The sequence below is a fragment of the Pseudomonas sp. LS_2 genome (assembly GCF_042709235.1).
Taxonomy (GTDB): Bacteria; Pseudomonadota; Gammaproteobacteria; order Pseudomonadales; family Pseudomonadaceae; genus Aquipseudomonas.
This window is the reverse complement of sequence record NZ_JAVAYC010000009.1, coordinates 153,600-171,090: the sequence shown is the minus strand read 5'-3', so window position 1 is coordinate 171,090 and position 17,491 is coordinate 153,600. Positions and strand designations below refer to the sequence as shown.

Here is a 17,491-nt window from a genome sequence, read left to right as displayed (position 1 = left end):
CACCAGCTTTACAGGTCCACGTGTGGAAATCTTCAAGGAATTTACTTTCGAATCGGCCCACCGGCTGCCCAACGTCCCGGCCGGACACAAATGCGGCCGCCTGCACGGCCACTCGTTCAAGGTCGCCCTGCACCTCACCGGCCCGCTCGACCCGCACACCGGCTGGATCCGCGACTTCGCCGAGGTCAAGGCGATCTTCAAGCCGATCTACGATCGTCTGGACCACAACTACCTGAACGACATCCCCGGCCTTGAGAACCCCACCAGCGAAGTGATCGCCAAGTGGATCTGGGAGCAGGTCAAGCCACTGCTGCCGGAGCTGTCGAAGGTGCGCATCCACGAAACCTGCACCAGCGGCTGCGAATACACAGGCGACTGACAGCACCGCCTCACAGCAGCCAGCGCTGAGGCTCGTCGATGGATGACGAGGCAATGCGGGTGACGAGTGGCGTTGCGCAGAGGGAAGGCGCCCTATCGCAACTCGCCCTTGAGGAACGCCGGGGCGATGTAGCGCTGATAGTGGGCTTCGGACAGCAGGAAGAACTCGCGGTCGATGGCATCGCGCAACTGCGGCAGCTCCCAGTCGCGAAACTCCGGCAGCAGCGCCATGCCGTAGGCTTCCAGGTCGCGGATCATCCGGGCCCCACGGGCAATCAGCTGGTACGCCCAGCAATACTCCGACTGGTGCGCGACGAAGCGGATGGAACGCTGCTCCAGTTGCTGGCGCAGCAGGTCTTTATCGAACACTTCCAGCTTGGCCATCATCACCTGCACCAGCAATTGCTCGAGGCGCAGCCATACGGCGCGCTTCTGCTCGTCGTCGTAGCCGTTCCAGTGGATCACCTCGTGGTGGAAACGCTTGCAGCCACGGCACACCAAATCTCCATACACCGTGGAGCAGAGGCCGACGCAAGGGGTCTTGATGGACTGGTTGGACATGAAAAACAACGGCTTGGCGGTGGAACACGGGCCCATGTTAGCCCTTTGTCTAACCACGGTCACTCGTTAAAGTCGTGCGCGCTGCCTTACCTTCCGGCTTTTTTTGCCGTAGAATCAACCCGCCTTTTCGAGGCACCAATGTCCGTTGGAAGCTGTTTTCAAAGCGTCACGAGCACAGTTGATCCGGTAGAACGGTGTTGGTTCGGGCTCTGCACCCTGCAGGCCTGGCCAACCCCTCATCAACGCCCCGTTCTACAGGCGTAAAACTTTGAAAGCAGCTTCTGTAAGGATTCCCTGCGACCCTGGCTGTGCGGCCCACAAAGCCGTCACTGCGCATAGGTGCATGGGAATGCTGGATAAGCGTCCCGGACTCCCTTTAGGGACCACTGATGAGGGTAATAACTGTGCTTGAAGCCTACCGCAAACACATCGAAGAGCGTGCCGCTCTGGGTATCGTGCCCCAGCCGCTGAACGCCGAACAAACCGCAGGCCTGGTCGAGCTGCTGAAAAACCCGCCGGCCGGCGAAGAAGCCTTCCTCGTAGACCTGATCACCAACCGCGTTCCGCCGGGAGTCGACGAAGCCGCCTACGTCAAGGCTGCCTTCCTCTCTGCCGTCGCCAAGGGCGAAGCCAAGTCCCCACTGATCGACCGCAAGCGCGCCACCGAGCTGCTGGGCACCATGCAGGGCGGCTACAACATCGAGACCCTGGTCGCGCTGCTGGACGACGCCGAGCTCGGCGCCGTCGCGGCCGACCAGCTCAAGCACACCCTGCTGATGTTCGATGCCTTCCATGACGTGGCCGAGAAAGCCAAGGCCGGCAACGTCCACGCCAAGGCCGTGCTGGAGTCCTGGGCGGCCGGCGAGTGGTTCACCGCCCGCCCTGCCATCGCCGAGAAATACACCCTGACCGTGTTCAAGGTGCCTGGCGAAACCAACACCGACGACCTGTCCCCTGCCCCGGATGCCTGGTCGCGCCCTGACATCCCGCTGCACGCACTGGCCATGCTGAAGATGGCCCGCGACGGCATCGAGCCTTCGCAGCCTGGTTCGGTCGGCCCGCTGGCACAGATCGAAGCGGTCAAGGCCAAGGGCCACCCAGTCGCCTACGTCGGTGACGTGGTCGGTACCGGTTCCTCGCGTAAATCCGCCACCAACTCGGTGCTGTGGTTCTTTGGCGACGACATTCCGTATGTGCCGAACAAGCGCGCCGGTGGCTTCTGCTTCGGCACCAAGATCGCCCCGATCTTCTACAACACCATGGAAGACGCCGGCGCCCTGCCGATCGAATTCGACTGCACCAACCTGGCCATGGGCGACGTCATCGACGTCTACCCGTTCAAAGGCGAAGTGCGCCGCAACGGCAGCGACGAGCTGGTCACCAACTTCGAGCTGAAGACCGAAGTATTGCTGGACGAAGTCCGCGCTGGCGGACGTATCCCGCTGATCGTCGGCCGTGGCCTGACCGAAAAAGCCCGCGCCGAACTGGGCCTGGGTGCTTCGGACCTGTTCAAGAAGCCAGAGCAGCCTGCCGACACCGGCAAGGGCTTCACCCTGGCGCAGAAGATGGTTGGCCGTGCTTGCGGCCTGCCAGAAGGCCAAGGCGTTCGCCCAGGTGCCTACTGCGAGCCGAAGATGACCACCGTCGGCTCCCAGGACACCACCGGCCCGATGACCCGTGACGAGCTGAAAGACCTGGCCTGCCTGGGCTTCTCCGCCGACCTGGTCATGCAGTCGTTCTGCCACACCGCGGCTTATCCGAAGCCGATCGACGTCAACACCCACCACACCCTGCCGGATTTCATCCGCACCCGTGGCGGCGTGTCCCTGCGCCCAGGCGACGGCATCATCCACAGCTGGCTGAACCGCATGCTGCTGCCTGACACCGTCGGCACCGGCGGCGACTCGCACACCCGCTTCCCGATCGGCATCTCGTTCCCGGCCGGCTCCGGTCTGGTCGCCTTCGCCGCTGCCACCGGCGTCATGCCGCTGGACATGCCGGAGTCGGTACTGGTGCGTTTCAAGGGCAAGCTGCAACCGGGCATCACCCTGCGTGACCTGGTCCATGCCATCCCTTACTACGCCATCCAGCAAGGCCTGCTGACCGTCGAGAAGAAGGGCAAGAAGAACGCCTTCTCCGGCCGCATCCTGGAAATCGAAGGCCTGAACGACCTGACCGTCGAGCAAGCCTTCGAGCTGTCCGACGCCTCGGCCGAGCGCTCTGCCGCTGGCTGCACCATCAAGCTGCCGGAAAAGGCCATTGCCGAATACCTGCAGTCGAACATCACCCTGCTGCGCTGGATGATCAGCGAAGGCTACGGCGATGCGCGCACCATGGAGCGCCGCGCCCAGGCGATGGAAGCCTGGCTGGCCAACCCTCAGCTGCTGTCGGCCGACGCCGATGCCGAATACGCCGAAATCATCGAAATCGACCTGGCCGACGTCAAGGAGCCTGTGCTCTGCGCGCCGAACGACCCGGACGATGCCCGCCTGCTGTCCTCGGTACAGGGCGAGAAGATCGATGAAGTGTTCATCGGCTCGTGCATGACCAACATCGGTCACTTCCGCGCCGCCGGCAAGCTGCTGGACAAGGTCAAGGGCGGTATCCCGACCCGTCTGTGGCTGGCCCCGCCAACCAAGATGGACGCCCACCAGCTGACCGAAGAAGGCTACTACGGCATCTACGGCAAGGCCGGTGCGCGCATGGAGATGCCAGGCTGCTCGCTGTGCATGGGTAACCAGGCACGTGTGCAGACCGGTTCGACCGTGGTTTCCACCTCCACCCGCAACTTCCCGAACCGCCTGGGCGATGCCACCAACGTGTACCTGGCCTCGGCCGAGCTCGCTGCTGTGGCTTCGATCATCGGCAAGCTGCCGACCGTCGAGGAGTACATGGAGTACGCGAAGAACATCGACAGCATGGCTGCCGACGTCTACCGCTACCTGAGCTTCGACCAGATCGCCGAGTTCCGCGAAGCGGCAGCCAACGCCAAGATCCCGGTGGTCCAGGCGTAAGCTGAGTCGTAGGCAGTAAATGAAAAGCCCCGGTAGCGATACCGGGGCTTTTTTGTCGCCTTCGCGAACAGGCCGGGTGACTAGAAACAATCCCCTGGCACCCTCACCCACCCTTCCATCAGTACCCTGGCGCTACGGCTCATGATCGCCTTGGTGACGGTCCATTCGCCATTCACCTGACGCGCCTCGGCCCCGACCCGCAAGGTGCCGGACGGGTGCCCGAACCGCACCGCGCTACGCTCGCCACCACCGGCCGCCAGGTTTACCAACGTGCCGGGAATAGCCGCCGCCGTACCGATCGCCACCGCTGCCGTGCCCATCATCGCGTGATGCAGCTTGCCCATGGACAGCGCTCGCACCAACAGATCGATATCCGCCGCCGCCACCGCCTTGCCACTGGACGCAACATAGGCCGAAGGCGGCGCGACGAAAGCGACCTTCGGCGTGTGCTGACGCCTGGCAGCATCGTCGACCTGTTCGATCAGCCCCATGCGCACCGCGCCATAGGCGCGAATGGTCTCGAAACGTGCCAGCGCTTCGACGTCGCCATTGATCGCGTCCTGCAGTTCGGTACCGGTGTAGCCGATGTCGGCAGCGTTGATGAAGATGGTCGGGATGCCGGCGTTGATCATCGTGGCCTTGAAAGTGCCCACACCCGGTACCTCCAGGTCGTCGACCAGGTTGCCGGTGGGGAACATCGCCCCGCCACCGTCGCCCTCGTCGGCAGCCGGATCGACAAACTCCAACTGCACCTCTGCCGCCGGGAAGGTCACCCCGTCCAGTTCGAAATCGCCCGTTTCCTGCACCTCGCCACCGGTGATCGGCACATGGGCGACGATGGTCTTGCCGATGTTGGCCTGCCAGATACGCACGGTGGCGATGCCGTCCTGCGGGATACGCGCCGGATCGACCAGGCCGCTGGCGATGGCGAACGAGCCGACCGCAGCCGACAGGTTGCCACAGTTGCCGCTCCAGTCGACGAAGGCCTTGTCGATCGACACCTGGCCGAACAGGTAGTCGACGTCATGCCCTGGCCGCGTGCTGGCCGCAAGAATCACGGTCTTGCTGGTGCTGGAGGTAGCACCGCCCATGCCGTCGATCTGCTTGGCGTAGGGGTCGGGGCTACCGATTACGCGCAACAGCAAGGCATCGCGTGCCGGGCCGGGTTGCCGAGCGCGCTCGGGGAGGTCCTGCAGGCGGAAGAACACGCCCTTGCTGGTGCCACCACGGATGTAGGTGGCGGGGATTCTTATCTGGGGAACATGGCTCATGGCTCGGTCCTGTGTGACACCGATCTGTGTAGGAGCGGGCTTGCCCGCGGATGTGTCAGCACGGACACCTGAGCAATCTTGTCGATCGCTTTCGCGGGCAAGCCCGCTCCTACAGGGTCCGCGCCGTTTCCAGCTAGGCAGTCGCCTCGAGGAAGTCCTGGGCGAAGCGCTGCAGCACCCCGCCCGCCTCGTAGATCGAAACCTCTTCGGCAGTGTCCAGGCGGCAGGTCACCGGCACCTCGACACGCTCGCCATTGCGCCGCGTCACCACCAGCGTCAAGGTCGCCCGTGGCGTGCGCGCGCCCACCACGTCGTAGGTTTCGCTGCCATCCAGGCCCAGGGTCAGGCGCGTGGTGCCCGGCTTGAACTCCAGCGGCAGCACGCCCATGCCGATCAGGTTGGTACGGTGGATTCGCTCGAAGCCTTCGGCGACGATCGCCTCGACCCCTGCCAGGCGCACTCCCTTGGCTGCCCAGTCGCGGGACGACCCCTGCCCATAGTCGGCGCCGGCCACGATGATCAGCGGCTGCTTACGCTGCATGTAGGTCTCGATCGCCTCCCACATGCGCGTCACCTTGCCTTCCGGCTCGATGCGCGCGAGCGACCCCTGCTTCACGCTGCCATCGTCCTTGCGCACCATCTCGTTGAACAGCTTGGGGTTGGCGAAGGTGGCGCGCTGCGCGGTCAGGTGATCGCCGCGGTGGGTGGCGTATGAATTGAAGTCTTCTTCCGGCAGGCCCATCTTCGCCAGGTACTCGCCAGCGGCGCTGTCGAGCATGATGGCGTTGGACGGCGACAGGTGGTCGGTGGTGATGTTGTCCGGCAGCACTGCCAGCGGACGCATGCCGCGCAGGGTGCGCTCGCCGGCCAGGGCGCCTTCCCAGTAGGGTGGACGCCGGATGTAGGTACTCATGGGACGCCATTCGTACAGCGGCGCTACCTTCGGCCCGGTGTGCTCCTCGATGGCGAACATCGGAATGTACACCTGGCGGAATTGCTCGGGCTTGACCGAGGCACGCACCACCGCATCGATCTCTTCGTCGCTCGGCCAGATGTCCTTGAGGCGGATTTCCCTGCCCTCGACCACACCCAGCACATCCTTCTCGATATCGAAGCGAATGGTGCCTGCGATGGCATAGGCCACGACCAGCGGCGGCGAGGCCAGAAAGGCCTGCTTGGCATAGGGGTGGATGCGTCCGTCGAAGTTGCGGTTGCCCGAAAGCACGGCGGTGGCGTACAGGTCGCGGTCGATGATTTCCTGCTGGATCACCGGGTCCAGCGCGCCAGACATGCCATTGCAGGTGGTGCAGGCAAAGGCGACGATCCCAAAGCCCAGCTGTTCCAGCTCCTGCTCCAGCCCCGCTTCCTTGAGGTACAACTGCACGGCCTTGGAGCCAGGCGCCAGGGACGACTTGACCCATGGCTTGCGCACCAGCCCCAGGCGGTTGGCGTTTCGTGCGATCAAGCCAGCAGCGATCACGTTGCGCGGGTTGCTGGTGTTGGTGCAACTGGTAATGGCGGCGATGATGACCGCGCCGTCGGGCATTTGTCCCGGCACCTCTTCCCAGGCTCCGGCGATGCCCTTGGCCGCCAGGTCGCTGGTGGCCACACGGGCGTGGGGGTTGGAGGGGCCGGCCATGTTGCGCACCACGCTCGACAGGTCGAAGCTCAGGGTGCGTTCGTATTCGGCCTGGGCCAGGCTGTCAGCCCAAAGGCCGGCTGTCTTGGCGTAGGTTTCCACCAGCCTGACCTGTTGCTCGTCACGGCCGGTCAGGCGCAAGTAGTCGAGGGTTTGCTGGTCGATGGCGAACATCGCCGCCGTGGCGCCGTATTCCGGGGCCATGTTGGAAATGGTCGCACGGTCGCCCAGGGTCAGGGCGCGGGCGCCTTCGCCATGAAACTCGAGGTACGCACCCACCACTTTCTGCTTGCGCAGGAATTCAGTCAGGGCCAGCACCAGGTCGGTGGCGGTGATGCCCGCAGCCAGCTTGCCGGTCAGCTCGACACCGACGATCTCCGGCAGGCGCATCCACGAAGCCCGGCCGAGCATGACGTTCTCGGCTTCCAGGCCACCGACGCCGATGGCGATCACCCCCAGGGCATCGACGTGCGGGGTGTGGCTGTCGGTGCCGACACAGGTGTCCGGGTAGGCCAGGCCACGTTCGGCGTGGATCACCGGCGACATTTTCTCCAGGTTGATCTGGTGCATGATGCCGTTGCCGGGCTGGATCACATCGACGTTCTTGAACGCCTGCTTGGTCCAGTTGATGAAGTGGAAACGGTCTTCGTTGCGACGGTCCTCGATAGCGCGGTTCTTTTCGAACGCCTGCGGGTCGAAGCCACCACATTCCACGGCCAGCGAGTGGTCGACGATCAATTGCACCGGCACCACGGGGTTGACCTGGGCCGGGTCGCCGCCTTTGTCGGCAATGGCATCACGCAGGCCGGCGAGGTCGACCAGGGCGGTCTGGCCAAGGATGTCATGGCACACCACACGGGCCGGGAACCAGGGGAAGTCCAGGTCGCGCTTGCGCTCGATCAGTTGCCCCAGCGAGGCGTCGAGGGTGGCCGGGTCGCAGCGACGCACCAGGTTCTCGGCCAGGACGCGGGAGGTATAGGGCAGGCCATCATAGGCGCCAGGCGCGATCGCCTCGACCGCCTCGCGGGCATCGAAGAAGTCCAGGCCGGTGCCTGGCAGGGGTTTGCGGTATGCAGTGTTCATCATTCAGGCTCGGTCACAGGGTTCGGAAAGCTCCCCCGCATCCACAGGGGAAACGGGGGGCCTCTCTACTTCGATTCAGCGCCGCTCGATCGGCACGAACTGACGCTGCTCCACCCCGGTGTACTCGGCACTCGGGCGGATGATGCGGTTGTTGGCGCGCTGCTCGAACACGTGCGCGGCCCAGCCGGTCAGGCGCGAGCAGACGAAGATCGGGGTGAACAGCTTGGTCGGGATGCCCATGAAGTGGTAAGCCGAGGCATGGTAGAAGTCGGCGTTGGGGAACAGGCGCTTCTGCTCCCACATGGTCTTGTCGATGGCCTCGGACACCGGGTACAGCACCTTGTCGCCCGCCTCATCGGCCAACTGCTTGGCCCAGCCCTTGATCACCTCGTTGCGCGGGTCGGACTCCTTATAGATGGCATGGCCGAAGCCCATGATCTTGTCCTTGCGCTCGAGCATCGCCAGCAGTTCGGTCACTGCCTCCTGCGGGCTCTGGAAGCGCTCGATCAGTTCCATCGCCGCCTCGTTGGCGCCGCCATGCAGCGGGCCGCGCAGCGAGCCGATGGCCGCGGTGACGCAGGAGTACAGGTCCGACAGGGTCGAGGCGCAGACCCGCGCGGTGAAGGTCGAGGCGTTGAACTCGTGCTCGGCGTAGAGAATCAGCGAGACGTTCATCACCTTCACGTGCAGCGCGCTCGGCTTCTTGCCATGCAACAGGTGCAGGAAGTGCCCGCCCAGGGTGTCCTCGTCGCTGTTGCCATCGATACGCACGCCGTGGTGGGTGAAGCGGTACCAGTAGCACATGATCGCCGGGAACAAGGCCAGCAGGCGGTCGGTCTTGTCGCGCTGGGCCTCGAAGGTCAGTTCCGGCTCCAGGGTGCCGAGTACCGAGCAGCCGGTGCGCATCACATCCATCGGGTGGGCATCGCGGGGAATACGCTCGAGCACTTCCTTGAGCGCCTGCGGCAGGTTACGCAAGCCCTTGAGCTTGTGCTTGTAGTCGGCAAGCTCGGCCTGACTCGGCAGCTCACCGTACAGCAGCAGGTAGGCCACTTCCTCGAACTCGGCGCTGGCGGCCAGGTCGCGCACGTCGTAGCCCCGGTAGGTCAGGCCGGCACCGGCCTGACCTACGGTGGACAGAGCGGTCTGCCCGGCCACCTGGCCACGCAGGCCAGCGCCACTGAGTACTTTTGCTTCGGCCATGAGGGTTTCTCCTTTCTTGAACTTGTTATGAAGTCTTTCTGGCTAATTCGGGGTAGCTGTGCGGCAGGGGGTTCAGCCTTTCTTCTGCGCGAACAGTGCATCGAGCTTCTGCTCGAAGGCGTGGTAGCCAATGGCGTCGTACAACTCCATGCGGGTCTGCATGGTGTCGATCACGTTCTTCTGCGTGCCATCGCGGCGCAGGGTGGTATAGACGTTCTCGGCGGCCTTGTTCATGGCGCGGAATGCCGACAGCGGGTACAGCACCAGGGACACGTCGACCGAGGCAAGCTCCTCGGTGGTGTACAGCGGCGTGGCACCGAACTCGGTGATATTCGCCAGGATCGGCGCCTTCACCCGGTCGGCGAAGGTCTTGTACATGGCCAGCTCGGTGATCGCTTCCGGGAACAGCATGTCGGCCCCGGCCTCGATGAAGGCGGCAGCGCGGTCCAGCGCAGCGTTCAGACCCTCGACGGCCAGCGCATCGGTGCGCGCCATGATGACGAAACTGCCGTCGGTACGGGCGTCCACCGCAGCCTTGATGCGGTCGACCATCTCCTGCTGCGAGACGATTTCCTTGTTGGGGCGGTGGCCGCAGCGCTTGGCGCCGACCTGGTCCTCGATGTGGATCGCCGCCGCGCCGAACTTGCTCATGGAGCGTACGGTACGGGCGACGTTGAAGGCCGAGGCGCCGAACCCGGTGTCGACATCCACCAGCAGCGGCAGGTCGCACACATCGGTGATGCGCCGCACATCGGTGAGCACGTCGTCGAGGTTGCTGATGCCCAGGTCCGGCAGGCCCAGGGAACCTGCGGCAACGCCGCCGCCGGAGAGGTAGATGGCCTTGAAGCCGGCGCGCTGGGCCAGCAAGGCATGGTTGGCATTGATCGCGCCAACCACTTGCAACGGATGTTCGGCAGCGACCGCGTCACGGAAACGCTGGCCGGGCGTGCTCTTCAACGTCATGAATCACCTCGTGGGCTATTGTTGTCGGCGCTTTGGTAATGGCGCTCGATATTGCGCTTGGACGCGCCGATGTGTCGGCGCATCAGGAGTTCGGCAAGCTCGCCGTCGCGCTCGGCGATGGCGTCGAGAATTCGGTGGTGCTCGGCGAAAGCCTGGCGTGGCCGGTTGGGCGTGGCGGAGAACTGCAGACGGTACATGCGCACCAGCTGGTACAGCTCGCCGCACAGCATCTTCACCAGGGTCTGGTTGCCACTGCCCTGGATGATCCGGTAGTGGAAATCGTAGTCCCCCTCCTGCTGGTAGTAGCCAACGCCCGCCTGGAAGGCCGCATCGCGCTCGTGGGTGTCCAGCACCCGGCGCAGTTCGTCGATCTCGGCTACGCTCATACGCTCGGCGGCCAGGCGACAGGCCATGCCCTCCAGCGACTCGCGGATCTCGTAAAGCTCCACCAGCTCGGCATGGTTCAGCGACACCACCCGCGCCCCGACATGCGGCACCCGCACCAGCAGGCGCTGGCCCTCGAGGCGATGGATGGCCTCGCGCAGCGGGCCACGGCTGATGCCATAGGTGCGTGCCAGTTCCGGCTCGGAGATCTTGCTGCCGGGGGCGATTTCCCCTTTGACGATGGCCGCCTGGATGCGCCGGAAGACATTTTCCGAAAGGGTTTCGGTTTCGTCTGCAACAGGAGGCAGGGAGGGCGAAATGTCCAACATGATTGTCGACACCTTCAGAATCGATAGCGCAGAAACTAGCTAAACAGAGGTATCAAGTCAAAGACAAAAACAACATTGTCGACAATTGTCTAATAACGAACTCGCCCATACTGCCGTTGTCTGAACCCGGCGCGCTGGCGTAGGCCTGTTGGCGTGATAGAATGCCGCGCTTCCCACGGAATACGGATAGCGTGGCTGTCATCAACTTATGCTGTCGACAGATGAACGAGGCGCTTGCGCCCTGCCTTGAACCCCACAAGCACCGCGCCAGGACTATGAGACCCACGCTTTATTCATTGCTGTTTTGCCTTCCCCTGCTGCCGGCCCTGGGCCATGCGGCGGAAAAGACCGTGTACGGCCTCAACGAGTACGCACGCCTGGCCGACCTCGACCTGGAACTCGCGGCCAAGCTCGACACCGGCGCCAAGACCGCCTCCCTGAGTGCCCGCGACATCAAGCGCTTCAAGCGCAATGGCGAAAGCTGGGTACGCTTCTACCTGGCCGTCGACGCCGCGCACTCGCACCCCATCGAGCGCCCCCTGGCGCGGGTCAGCAAGATCAAGCGCCGCGCCGGCGACTACGACCCCGAGCAAGGCAAGGCGTACACCGCCCGACCGGTCATCGAACTGAACATCTGCATGGGCCGAGCCCTGCGCACCATCGAAGTCAACCTCACCGACCGCAGCTCGTTCCAGTTCCCGCTGCTGATCGGCTCCGAGGCGCTCAAGCACTTCGACGCGCTGGTCGACCCAAGCCTCAAATACGCGGCCGGCAAACCCGCCTGTGCCACCGAAGCTACCAAAGTAGAGTAATCCCGATGCGCTCTCTTACCCTCCACCTGAAAGTCCTGATCACCATCCTGGTGCTGCTGGGCGTGACGGTCACCTGCTACCAGATCTTCATCCTCGGCATCCCGGTGACCGAAGACGAGACCGACGACCTGTGGAACATCGACGCCAAGGTCGAGTTCGTCGCCAACGCCAAGGACCCGGTCAAGATCCAGATGTTCGTTCCGCCGCTGAGCCGGGACTACGTCAGCCTCAACGAGAGCTTCATCTCCAACAACTACGGTGTCAGCGTCAACCGCGCCGACGGCAACCGCAAGGTGACCTGGTCGGCACGCCGCGCCACCGGCAACCAGACCCTGTACTACCGCCTGGTGCTGACCAAGCGCTATAGCACCGAGAAGGTCAAGATCAAGGGTCCGACCTTCCGTGACAGCCTCGCGGTCGAGGGCCCCGAGAAGATCGCCGCCGAAGCGCTGATGGCGCCCATCCGCCAGCACTCGGCCGACGTCGAGACCTTTGTCAGCGAAACCATCAAGCGCGTCAACAACCTCAATGACGACAACGTCAAGTTGCTGCTGGCAGGCGACGCTTCGCCGATGAACAAGGCCAAGGTCATCGACCTGTTGCTGTCGATCGCCCACGTGCCGATGGAGAAGGTCCACACCATTCGCCTGGTCGCCGACACCCCGCAGAACCCGGAGCTGTGGCTGCGCAGCTTCAATGGCAACGACTGGCTGTACTTCAACCCGGAGACCGGCGAGCAGGGCTTGCCCAACGACCGCCTGCTGTGGTGGTCGGGCGATGAAAGCCTGATCACTGTCGATGGCGGCCGGAAGGCCACGGTCACCTTCAGCATGAACAACAGCGAGATGAACGCCATCCGCCTGGCCAAGCTGACCGACGAGAACACCGACGCGGACTTCCTCGAATACTCGCTGTACGGCCTGCCGCTGCAAACCCAGCAGACCTTCATGATCATGGTGATGATCCCGATCGGCGTACTGGTGATTCTGGTGCTGCGCAACCTGATCGGCATTCAGACCCTCGGCACCTTCACCCCGGTACTGATCGCCCTGGCGTTCCGTGAAACCCAACTGGGCTTCGGCATCATCCTGTTCACGGTGATCACGGCCCTGGGCCTGTCGCTGCGCTCCTACCTCGAGCACCTGAAGCTGCAGATGCTGCCGCGCCTGTCGGTGGTCCTGACCTTCGTCGTGGTGCTGATCGCCACCATCAGCCTGTTCAGCCACAAGCTGGGCCTCGAGCGCGGGCTGTCGGTAGCGCTGTTCCCGATGGTGATCCTGACCATGACCATCGAGCGCCTGTCGATCACCTGGGAAGAGCGCGGCGGTGGCCATGCCATGAAAGTGGCGGTCGGTACCCTGTTCGCCGCCTCTATCGCGCACCTGCTGATGACCGTGCCGGAAGCGGTGTACTTCGTCTTCACCTTCCCGGCGGTACTGCTGATCCTGGTGGGCTTCATGCTGGCGATGGGTCGCTACCGCGGCTACCGCCTGACCGAGCTCGTGCGCTTCAAGGCATTCCTGAAGAAGGCTGACGCCTGATGTTCGGACTGATCAAGACGTGGAAAGCCCTGGAGGCCCGGGGCATCATGGGTATCAACCGGCGCAACGCGGACTACGTACTGAAGTACAACAAGCGCCACCTGTACCCGATCGTCGACGACAAGATCATCACCAAGGAGCGTGCGCTGGCCGCCGGCATCCATGTGCCGGAGATGTACGGCATCATCGAGACCGAGAAGCAGATCGAGAAGCTCGACGAAATCATCGGCGGGCGCAGCGACTTCGTCATCAAGCCGGCCCAGGGTGCTGGCGGTGACGGCATCCTGGTGATCGCCGACCGCTTCGAGGATCGCTACCGTACGGTGTCCGGCAAGATCATCAGCCACGAGGAAATCGAGCACCAGGTCTCCAGCATCCTCACCGGCCTGTATTCGCTGGGCGGCCACCGCGACCGCGCACTGATCGAATACCGCGTGACCCCGGACCAGATCTTCAAGAGCATCAGTTACGAAGGCGTGCCGGATATCCGCATCATCGTGCTGATGGGCTACCCGGTCATGGCCATGCTGCGCCTGCCGACCCGTCAGTCCGGCGGCAAGGCCAACCTGCACCAGGGCGCCATCGGCGTGGGCGTGGACCTGGCCACCGGCCTGACCCTGCGCGGCACCTGGCTGAACAGGATCATCAGCAAGCACCCCGATACCACCAACGCGGTGGATGGCGTGCAGTTGCCGAACTGGGATGGCTTCATGAAGCTTGCCGCCAGCTGCTACGAGCTGTGCGGCCTGGGTTACATCGGCGTGGACATGGTGCTGGACCAGGACAAGGGCCCGTTGATTCTCGAACTCAACGCCCGCCCTGGCCTGAACATCCAGATCGCCAACGACTGCGGCCTGACCCAACGCACCCACGCCATCGAGGCGCACCTCGAGGCGCTGGCCAAGGACGGCGCCAGCGAAAGCGTCGAGCAGCGGGTGAAAGTCGCCCAGGGCCTGTTCGGCCACGTCCACACAGTCTGACGGACAGGGCCGCGCAGCGGCCCAAGTCCCGCACCGGCATCCGAATGTCGCCCCCAGTGCTAGGCGCATTTACCGCACAGGTCTACAATCGCCCTCCTCGCTTTGTCATCACCGTCCACGCGCATGCCGACCTGTACGCTGCACCCCCTGCCCTACCAAGCCGACCCCGCGCTGTATTTCAGCCGCCTGCGCCGAGCCCCAGGCGCAATCCTGCTGGACAGCGCCCGCCCGGTTGCCGAGCGCGGACGCTTCGATCTGCTCAGCGCCTGGCCGCTGCAGCAGTTCCAGGCAAGCGACGGGGAAAGCGGCACGGCGTACCTGCACCGTTTGCGCGTGGCTCTCGATAGCCTTGGCCATGCCGACCTGCCCGAAGGCCTGGAGCTGCCCTTTGCCGGTGGGCTGATAGGTTACCTCAGCTACGATTTCGGCCGGCGCCTGGAGCAACTGCCAGAACACGCCAGCGACGATCTTCTCCTGCCGGACGCCTTGCTTGGGCTCTACGCCTGGGCATTGGTCAGCGACCATCACCTGCGCACCACCCAATTGGTCTTTCACCCCAGCCTTCCCAACACCGAACGCGAACGCCTGGTACAGCTGTTCAAGACAACACACGCCGAGCCACACAGCCACTTCGCCTTGCTCGCGCCGATGCGCGGCGACCTTCAGCCCGCGCAATACCAGGCAGCCTTCGACCAGGTGCAGCGCTACATCCACGCTGGCGACTGCTACCAGATCAACCTCACCCAGCGCTTCCGTGCCCCCTGCCAGGGCGACCCCTGGCACGCCTACCAGGCCCTGCGCCAGGCATGCCCAACCCCGTTCTCGGGCTTCCAGCAACTGGCCGACGGCAGCGCGCTGCTGAGTTTTTCCCCGGAGCGCTTCATCCAGGTCAGCCAGGGACGCGTGGAAACCCGCCCGATCAAGGGCACCCGCCCGCGCGCCGCAGACCCAGCCGAGGATGCTCGCAACGCCACCGAACTGCTCGCCAGCCCCAAGGACCGTTCGGAAAACCTGATGATCGTCGACCTGCTGCGCAACGACCTGGGGCGCAGTTGCGAAGTCGGCTCGGTGAAGGTGCCAGAGCTGTTCAGCCTGGAGAGCTACCCGAATGTGCACCACCTGGTCAGCAGCGTGACCGGCCAACTGGCGGCGAACAAGGACGCCCTGGACCTGATCGCCGGCAGCTTCCCCGGCGGCTCGATCACCGGCGCGCCGAAGATCCGCGCGATGCAGATCATCGACGAGCTGGAGCCCACGCGCAGGGCCCTGTATTGCGGGTCGCTGCTATATGTGGACGTGCGTGGCGAGATGGACAGCTCCATCGCCATCCGCAGCCTGCTGGTCAAGGATGGCCAGGTGTGCTGCTGGGGAGGCGGCGCGGTGGTGGCAGATTCCCAGTGGGAAGCGGAATACGAAGAGTCGATCGCCAAGGTGCGGGTGCTGATGCAGACGCTGCAAAGCCTCTGAGCCCGGCACGGGCACAGCGTCTACCTTGGCATTTTTTGTTACCATCGCAGCATTACGAGCGCACAGCGCCATACACAGATGGAAGCCGCCTGATGAGCCAACCCTTCGACGTCGCCGCCTTGGCAGCGACCTATGCCAACAAGTCCCCCCAGGACATCCTCAAGCTCGCCTTCGAACACTTCGGCGACGACCTGTGGATTTCCTTCAGCGGCGCCGAAGACGTGGTGCTGGTAGACATGGCCTGGAAGCTGAACAAGCAGGTGAAGGTGTTCAGCCTCGACACCGGCCGCCTGCACCCGGAAACCTACCGTTTCATCGACCAGGTGCGCGAGCAGTACCAGCTGCCGATCGAGATCCTCAGCCCTGACCGCGACAAGCTCGACCCGTTCGTCAAGGAAAAGGGGCTGTTCAGCTTCTACAAGGACGGCCACGGCGAGTGCTGCGGTATCCGCAAGATCGAGCCACTACGCCGCAAGCTCTCGACCGTCCGCGCCTGGGCCACCGGCCAGCGGCGCGACCAGAGCCCAGGCACTCGCAGCCAGGTAGCCGCACTGGAAATCGACAGCGCGTTTTCCACGCCCGAGCGCACCCTTTACAAATTCAACCCACTGGCCCAGATGACCAGCGAGGAAGTCTGGGGCTACATTCGCATGCTCGAACTGCCCTACAACAGCCTGCACGAGCGCGGCTTCATCAGCATCGGCTGCGAACCCTGCACGCGCCCGGTATTGCCCAACCAGCACGAGCGCGAGGGTCGCTGGTGGTGGGAGGAAGCCACCCAGAAGGAGTGCGGGCTGCATGCCGGCAACCTGATCAGCAAGGCCTGATTGCACAGGCACAAAAAAACCGGCCGAGCGGCCGGTTTTTTGTGCCTATGCAATCAGTGCACGGGCAGTTCGACGCCTTCGAACAGCTCCTCGAGCTCCTGCTTGTTGTGACACTGGATGGCCTTGGCCATCACTTCACGGGTCAGGTGCGGCGCGAACTTCTCGATGAAATCGCACATGAAGCCGCGCAGGAAGGTACCGCGGCGGAAGCCTATCTTGGTGATGCTGGCCTCGAACAGCTCGCTGGCATCCAGGCACACCAGGTCGCTGTCGAGCTTGGTATCGACGGCCATCTTGGCCACGATCCCCACACCCAGGCCCAGACGTACGTAGGTCTTGATCACGTCGGCATCGGCTGCCGTGAATACCACCTTGGGCGTCAGACCGCGGTGGTTGAACGCCTCGTCGAGCTTGGAGCGGCCGGTGAAACCGAACACGTAGGTCACGATCGGGTATTCCGCCACGGCTTCCAGAGTCAGCTTCGGCAGCTTGGTCAGCGGGTGCCCCTGAGGCACGACCACGCAGCGGTTCCACTTGTAGCACGGCATCATGATCAGGTCGCCGAACAGCTCCAGCGCTTCGGTGGCGATGGCAAAATCGACCGTGCCATCGGCCGCCATCTCGGCAATCTGCATCGGCGAGCCCTGGTGCATATGAAGGGCGACTTCCGGGTATTGCTTGATGAAGCTGCTGATCACCGGTGGCAGCGCGTAACGTGCCTGGGTGTGGGTGGTGGCGATGGACAGCGTGCCCTTCTTCTCGTTGGAGAATTCCTGGGCGATCTGCTTGATGCTTTCGACCTTGCGCAGGATCTCGCCAGCCGTATTGATGATGCGCTCGCCAGCCGGGGTGACGCGGGTCAGGTGCTTGCCACTGCGGGCGAAGACTTCGACCCCCAGTTCGTCCTCGAGCAGGCGGATCTGCTTGCTGATGCCGGGTTGCGAGGTGTAGAGGCTCTGCGCAGTCGCGGAGACGTTGAGGTCATGGTGCGCCACTTCCCAGATGTAGCGCAGTTGTTGGAGCTTCATAGATATCCCTC

14 protein-coding genes are annotated in these 17,491 nt (G+C 63.8%); 7 read left to right on the top strand and 7 right to left on the bottom strand.

The window, feature by feature from the left end; genetic code table 11:
• The first annotated feature begins 22 nt into the window (after positions 1 to 22).
• Positions 23 to 379 carry a 6-carboxytetrahydropterin synthase QueD gene (queD, locus tag RAC97_RS11105; protein WP_375100809.1) on the top strand — a complete coding sequence of 119 codons (357 nt, stop codon included), beginning with the start codon at positions 23 to 25 and terminating at the stop codon, positions 377 to 379.
• A gap of 92 nt (positions 380 to 471) precedes the next feature.
• Here queD and RAC97_RS11100 read toward each other — a convergent pair whose 3' ends face one another.
• Positions 472 to 939: a DUF1289 domain-containing protein gene (locus RAC97_RS11100; RefSeq protein WP_375100832.1), complete on the bottom strand. Its 468-nt coding sequence runs from the start codon at positions 937 to 939 to the stop codon at positions 472 to 474.
• 404 nt (positions 940 to 1,343) lie between these two features.
• Between RAC97_RS11100 and acnB the strand changes: the two genes are divergently transcribed.
• Complete coding sequence (acnB, locus tag RAC97_RS11095; RefSeq protein WP_375100831.1) at positions 1,344 to 3,953, top strand: bifunctional aconitate hydratase 2/2-methylisocitrate dehydratase; 2,610 nt, start codon at positions 1,344 to 1,346, stop codon at positions 3,951 to 3,953.
• 80 nt (positions 3,954 to 4,033) lie between these two features.
• Here the strand turns inward: acnB and prpF are convergent, their stop codons facing one another.
• From prpF to RAC97_RS11070, 5 genes are all read right to left on the bottom strand, one after another.
• A complete protein-coding gene (prpF, locus tag RAC97_RS11090) occupies positions 4,034 to 5,224 on the bottom strand; it encodes a 2-methylaconitate cis-trans isomerase PrpF (protein ID WP_375100808.1) in 1,191 nt (396 codons plus the stop codon).
• Positions 5,225 to 5,357: 133 nt separating this feature from the next.
• Positions 5,358 to 7,946, bottom strand: coding sequence for a Fe/S-dependent 2-methylisocitrate dehydratase AcnD (gene acnD, locus RAC97_RS11085; RefSeq protein ID WP_375100807.1), 2,589 nt, complete (start codon positions 7,944 to 7,946; stop codon positions 5,358 to 5,360).
• A 75-nt stretch (positions 7,947 to 8,021) separates the two neighbouring features.
• The gene (gene prpC, locus RAC97_RS11080; protein ID WP_375100806.1) at positions 8,022 to 9,149 is read right to left on the bottom strand and encodes a 2-methylcitrate synthase; all 1,128 of its coding nucleotides are present in this window, start codon (positions 9,147 to 9,149) and stop codon (positions 8,022 to 8,024) included.
• A gap of 72 nt (positions 9,150 to 9,221) precedes the next feature.
• Positions 9,222 to 10,112 carry a methylisocitrate lyase gene (gene prpB, locus RAC97_RS11075; protein ID WP_375100805.1) on the bottom strand — a complete coding sequence of 297 codons (891 nt, stop codon included), beginning with the start codon at positions 10,110 to 10,112 and terminating at the stop codon, positions 9,222 to 9,224.
• Positions 10,109 to 10,825: a GntR family transcriptional regulator gene (locus tag RAC97_RS11070; protein ID WP_375100804.1), complete on the bottom strand. Its 717-nt coding sequence runs from the start codon at positions 10,823 to 10,825 to the stop codon at positions 10,109 to 10,111. Before RAC97_RS11070 ends, prpB begins: the two co-directional genes overlap by 4 nt.
• A gap of 275 nt (positions 10,826 to 11,100) precedes the next feature.
• Here RAC97_RS11070 and RAC97_RS11065 point away from each other — a divergent pair, with 275 nt between their 5' ends.
• The 5 genes from RAC97_RS11065 to RAC97_RS11045 all read left to right on the top strand — a co-directional run bounded on the left by RAC97_RS11065 (position 11,101) and on the right by RAC97_RS11045 (position 16,452).
• The gene (locus tag RAC97_RS11065) at positions 11,101 to 11,637 is read left to right on the top strand and encodes an ATP-dependent zinc protease (RefSeq protein WP_375100803.1); all 537 of its coding nucleotides are present in this window, start codon (positions 11,101 to 11,103) and stop codon (positions 11,635 to 11,637) included.
• Between the two features lie 5 nt (positions 11,638 to 11,642).
• Complete coding sequence (locus tag RAC97_RS11060; protein ID WP_375100802.1) at positions 11,643 to 13,178, top strand: inactive transglutaminase family protein; 1,536 nt, start codon at positions 11,643 to 11,645, stop codon at positions 13,176 to 13,178.
• Positions 13,178 to 14,158 carry an alpha-L-glutamate ligase-like protein gene (locus RAC97_RS11055; protein ID WP_375100801.1) on the top strand — a complete coding sequence of 327 codons (981 nt, stop codon included), beginning with the start codon at positions 13,178 to 13,180 and terminating at the stop codon, positions 14,156 to 14,158. The genes RAC97_RS11060 and RAC97_RS11055 overlap by 1 nt, the downstream gene beginning before the upstream one ends.
• A gap of 123 nt (positions 14,159 to 14,281) precedes the next feature.
• Entirely contained in the window at positions 14,282 to 15,625 is a 1,344-nt protein-coding gene (gene pabB, locus RAC97_RS11050; protein ID WP_375100800.1) for an aminodeoxychorismate synthase component I, read from the top strand.
• Between the two features lie 92 nt (positions 15,626 to 15,717).
• A complete protein-coding gene (locus RAC97_RS11045; RefSeq protein ID WP_375100799.1) occupies positions 15,718 to 16,452 on the top strand; it encodes a phosphoadenylyl-sulfate reductase in 735 nt (244 codons plus the stop codon).
• 53 nt (positions 16,453 to 16,505) lie between these two features.
• On the opposite strand, the gene cysB is transcribed toward RAC97_RS11045, so the two are convergent.
• Positions 16,506 to 17,480 (bottom strand): HTH-type transcriptional regulator CysB, encoded by a 975-nt coding sequence (gene cysB, locus RAC97_RS11040; protein WP_375100798.1) that lies wholly within the window; start codon positions 17,478 to 17,480, stop codon positions 16,506 to 16,508.
• Positions 17,481 to 17,491: the final 11 nt, after the last annotated feature.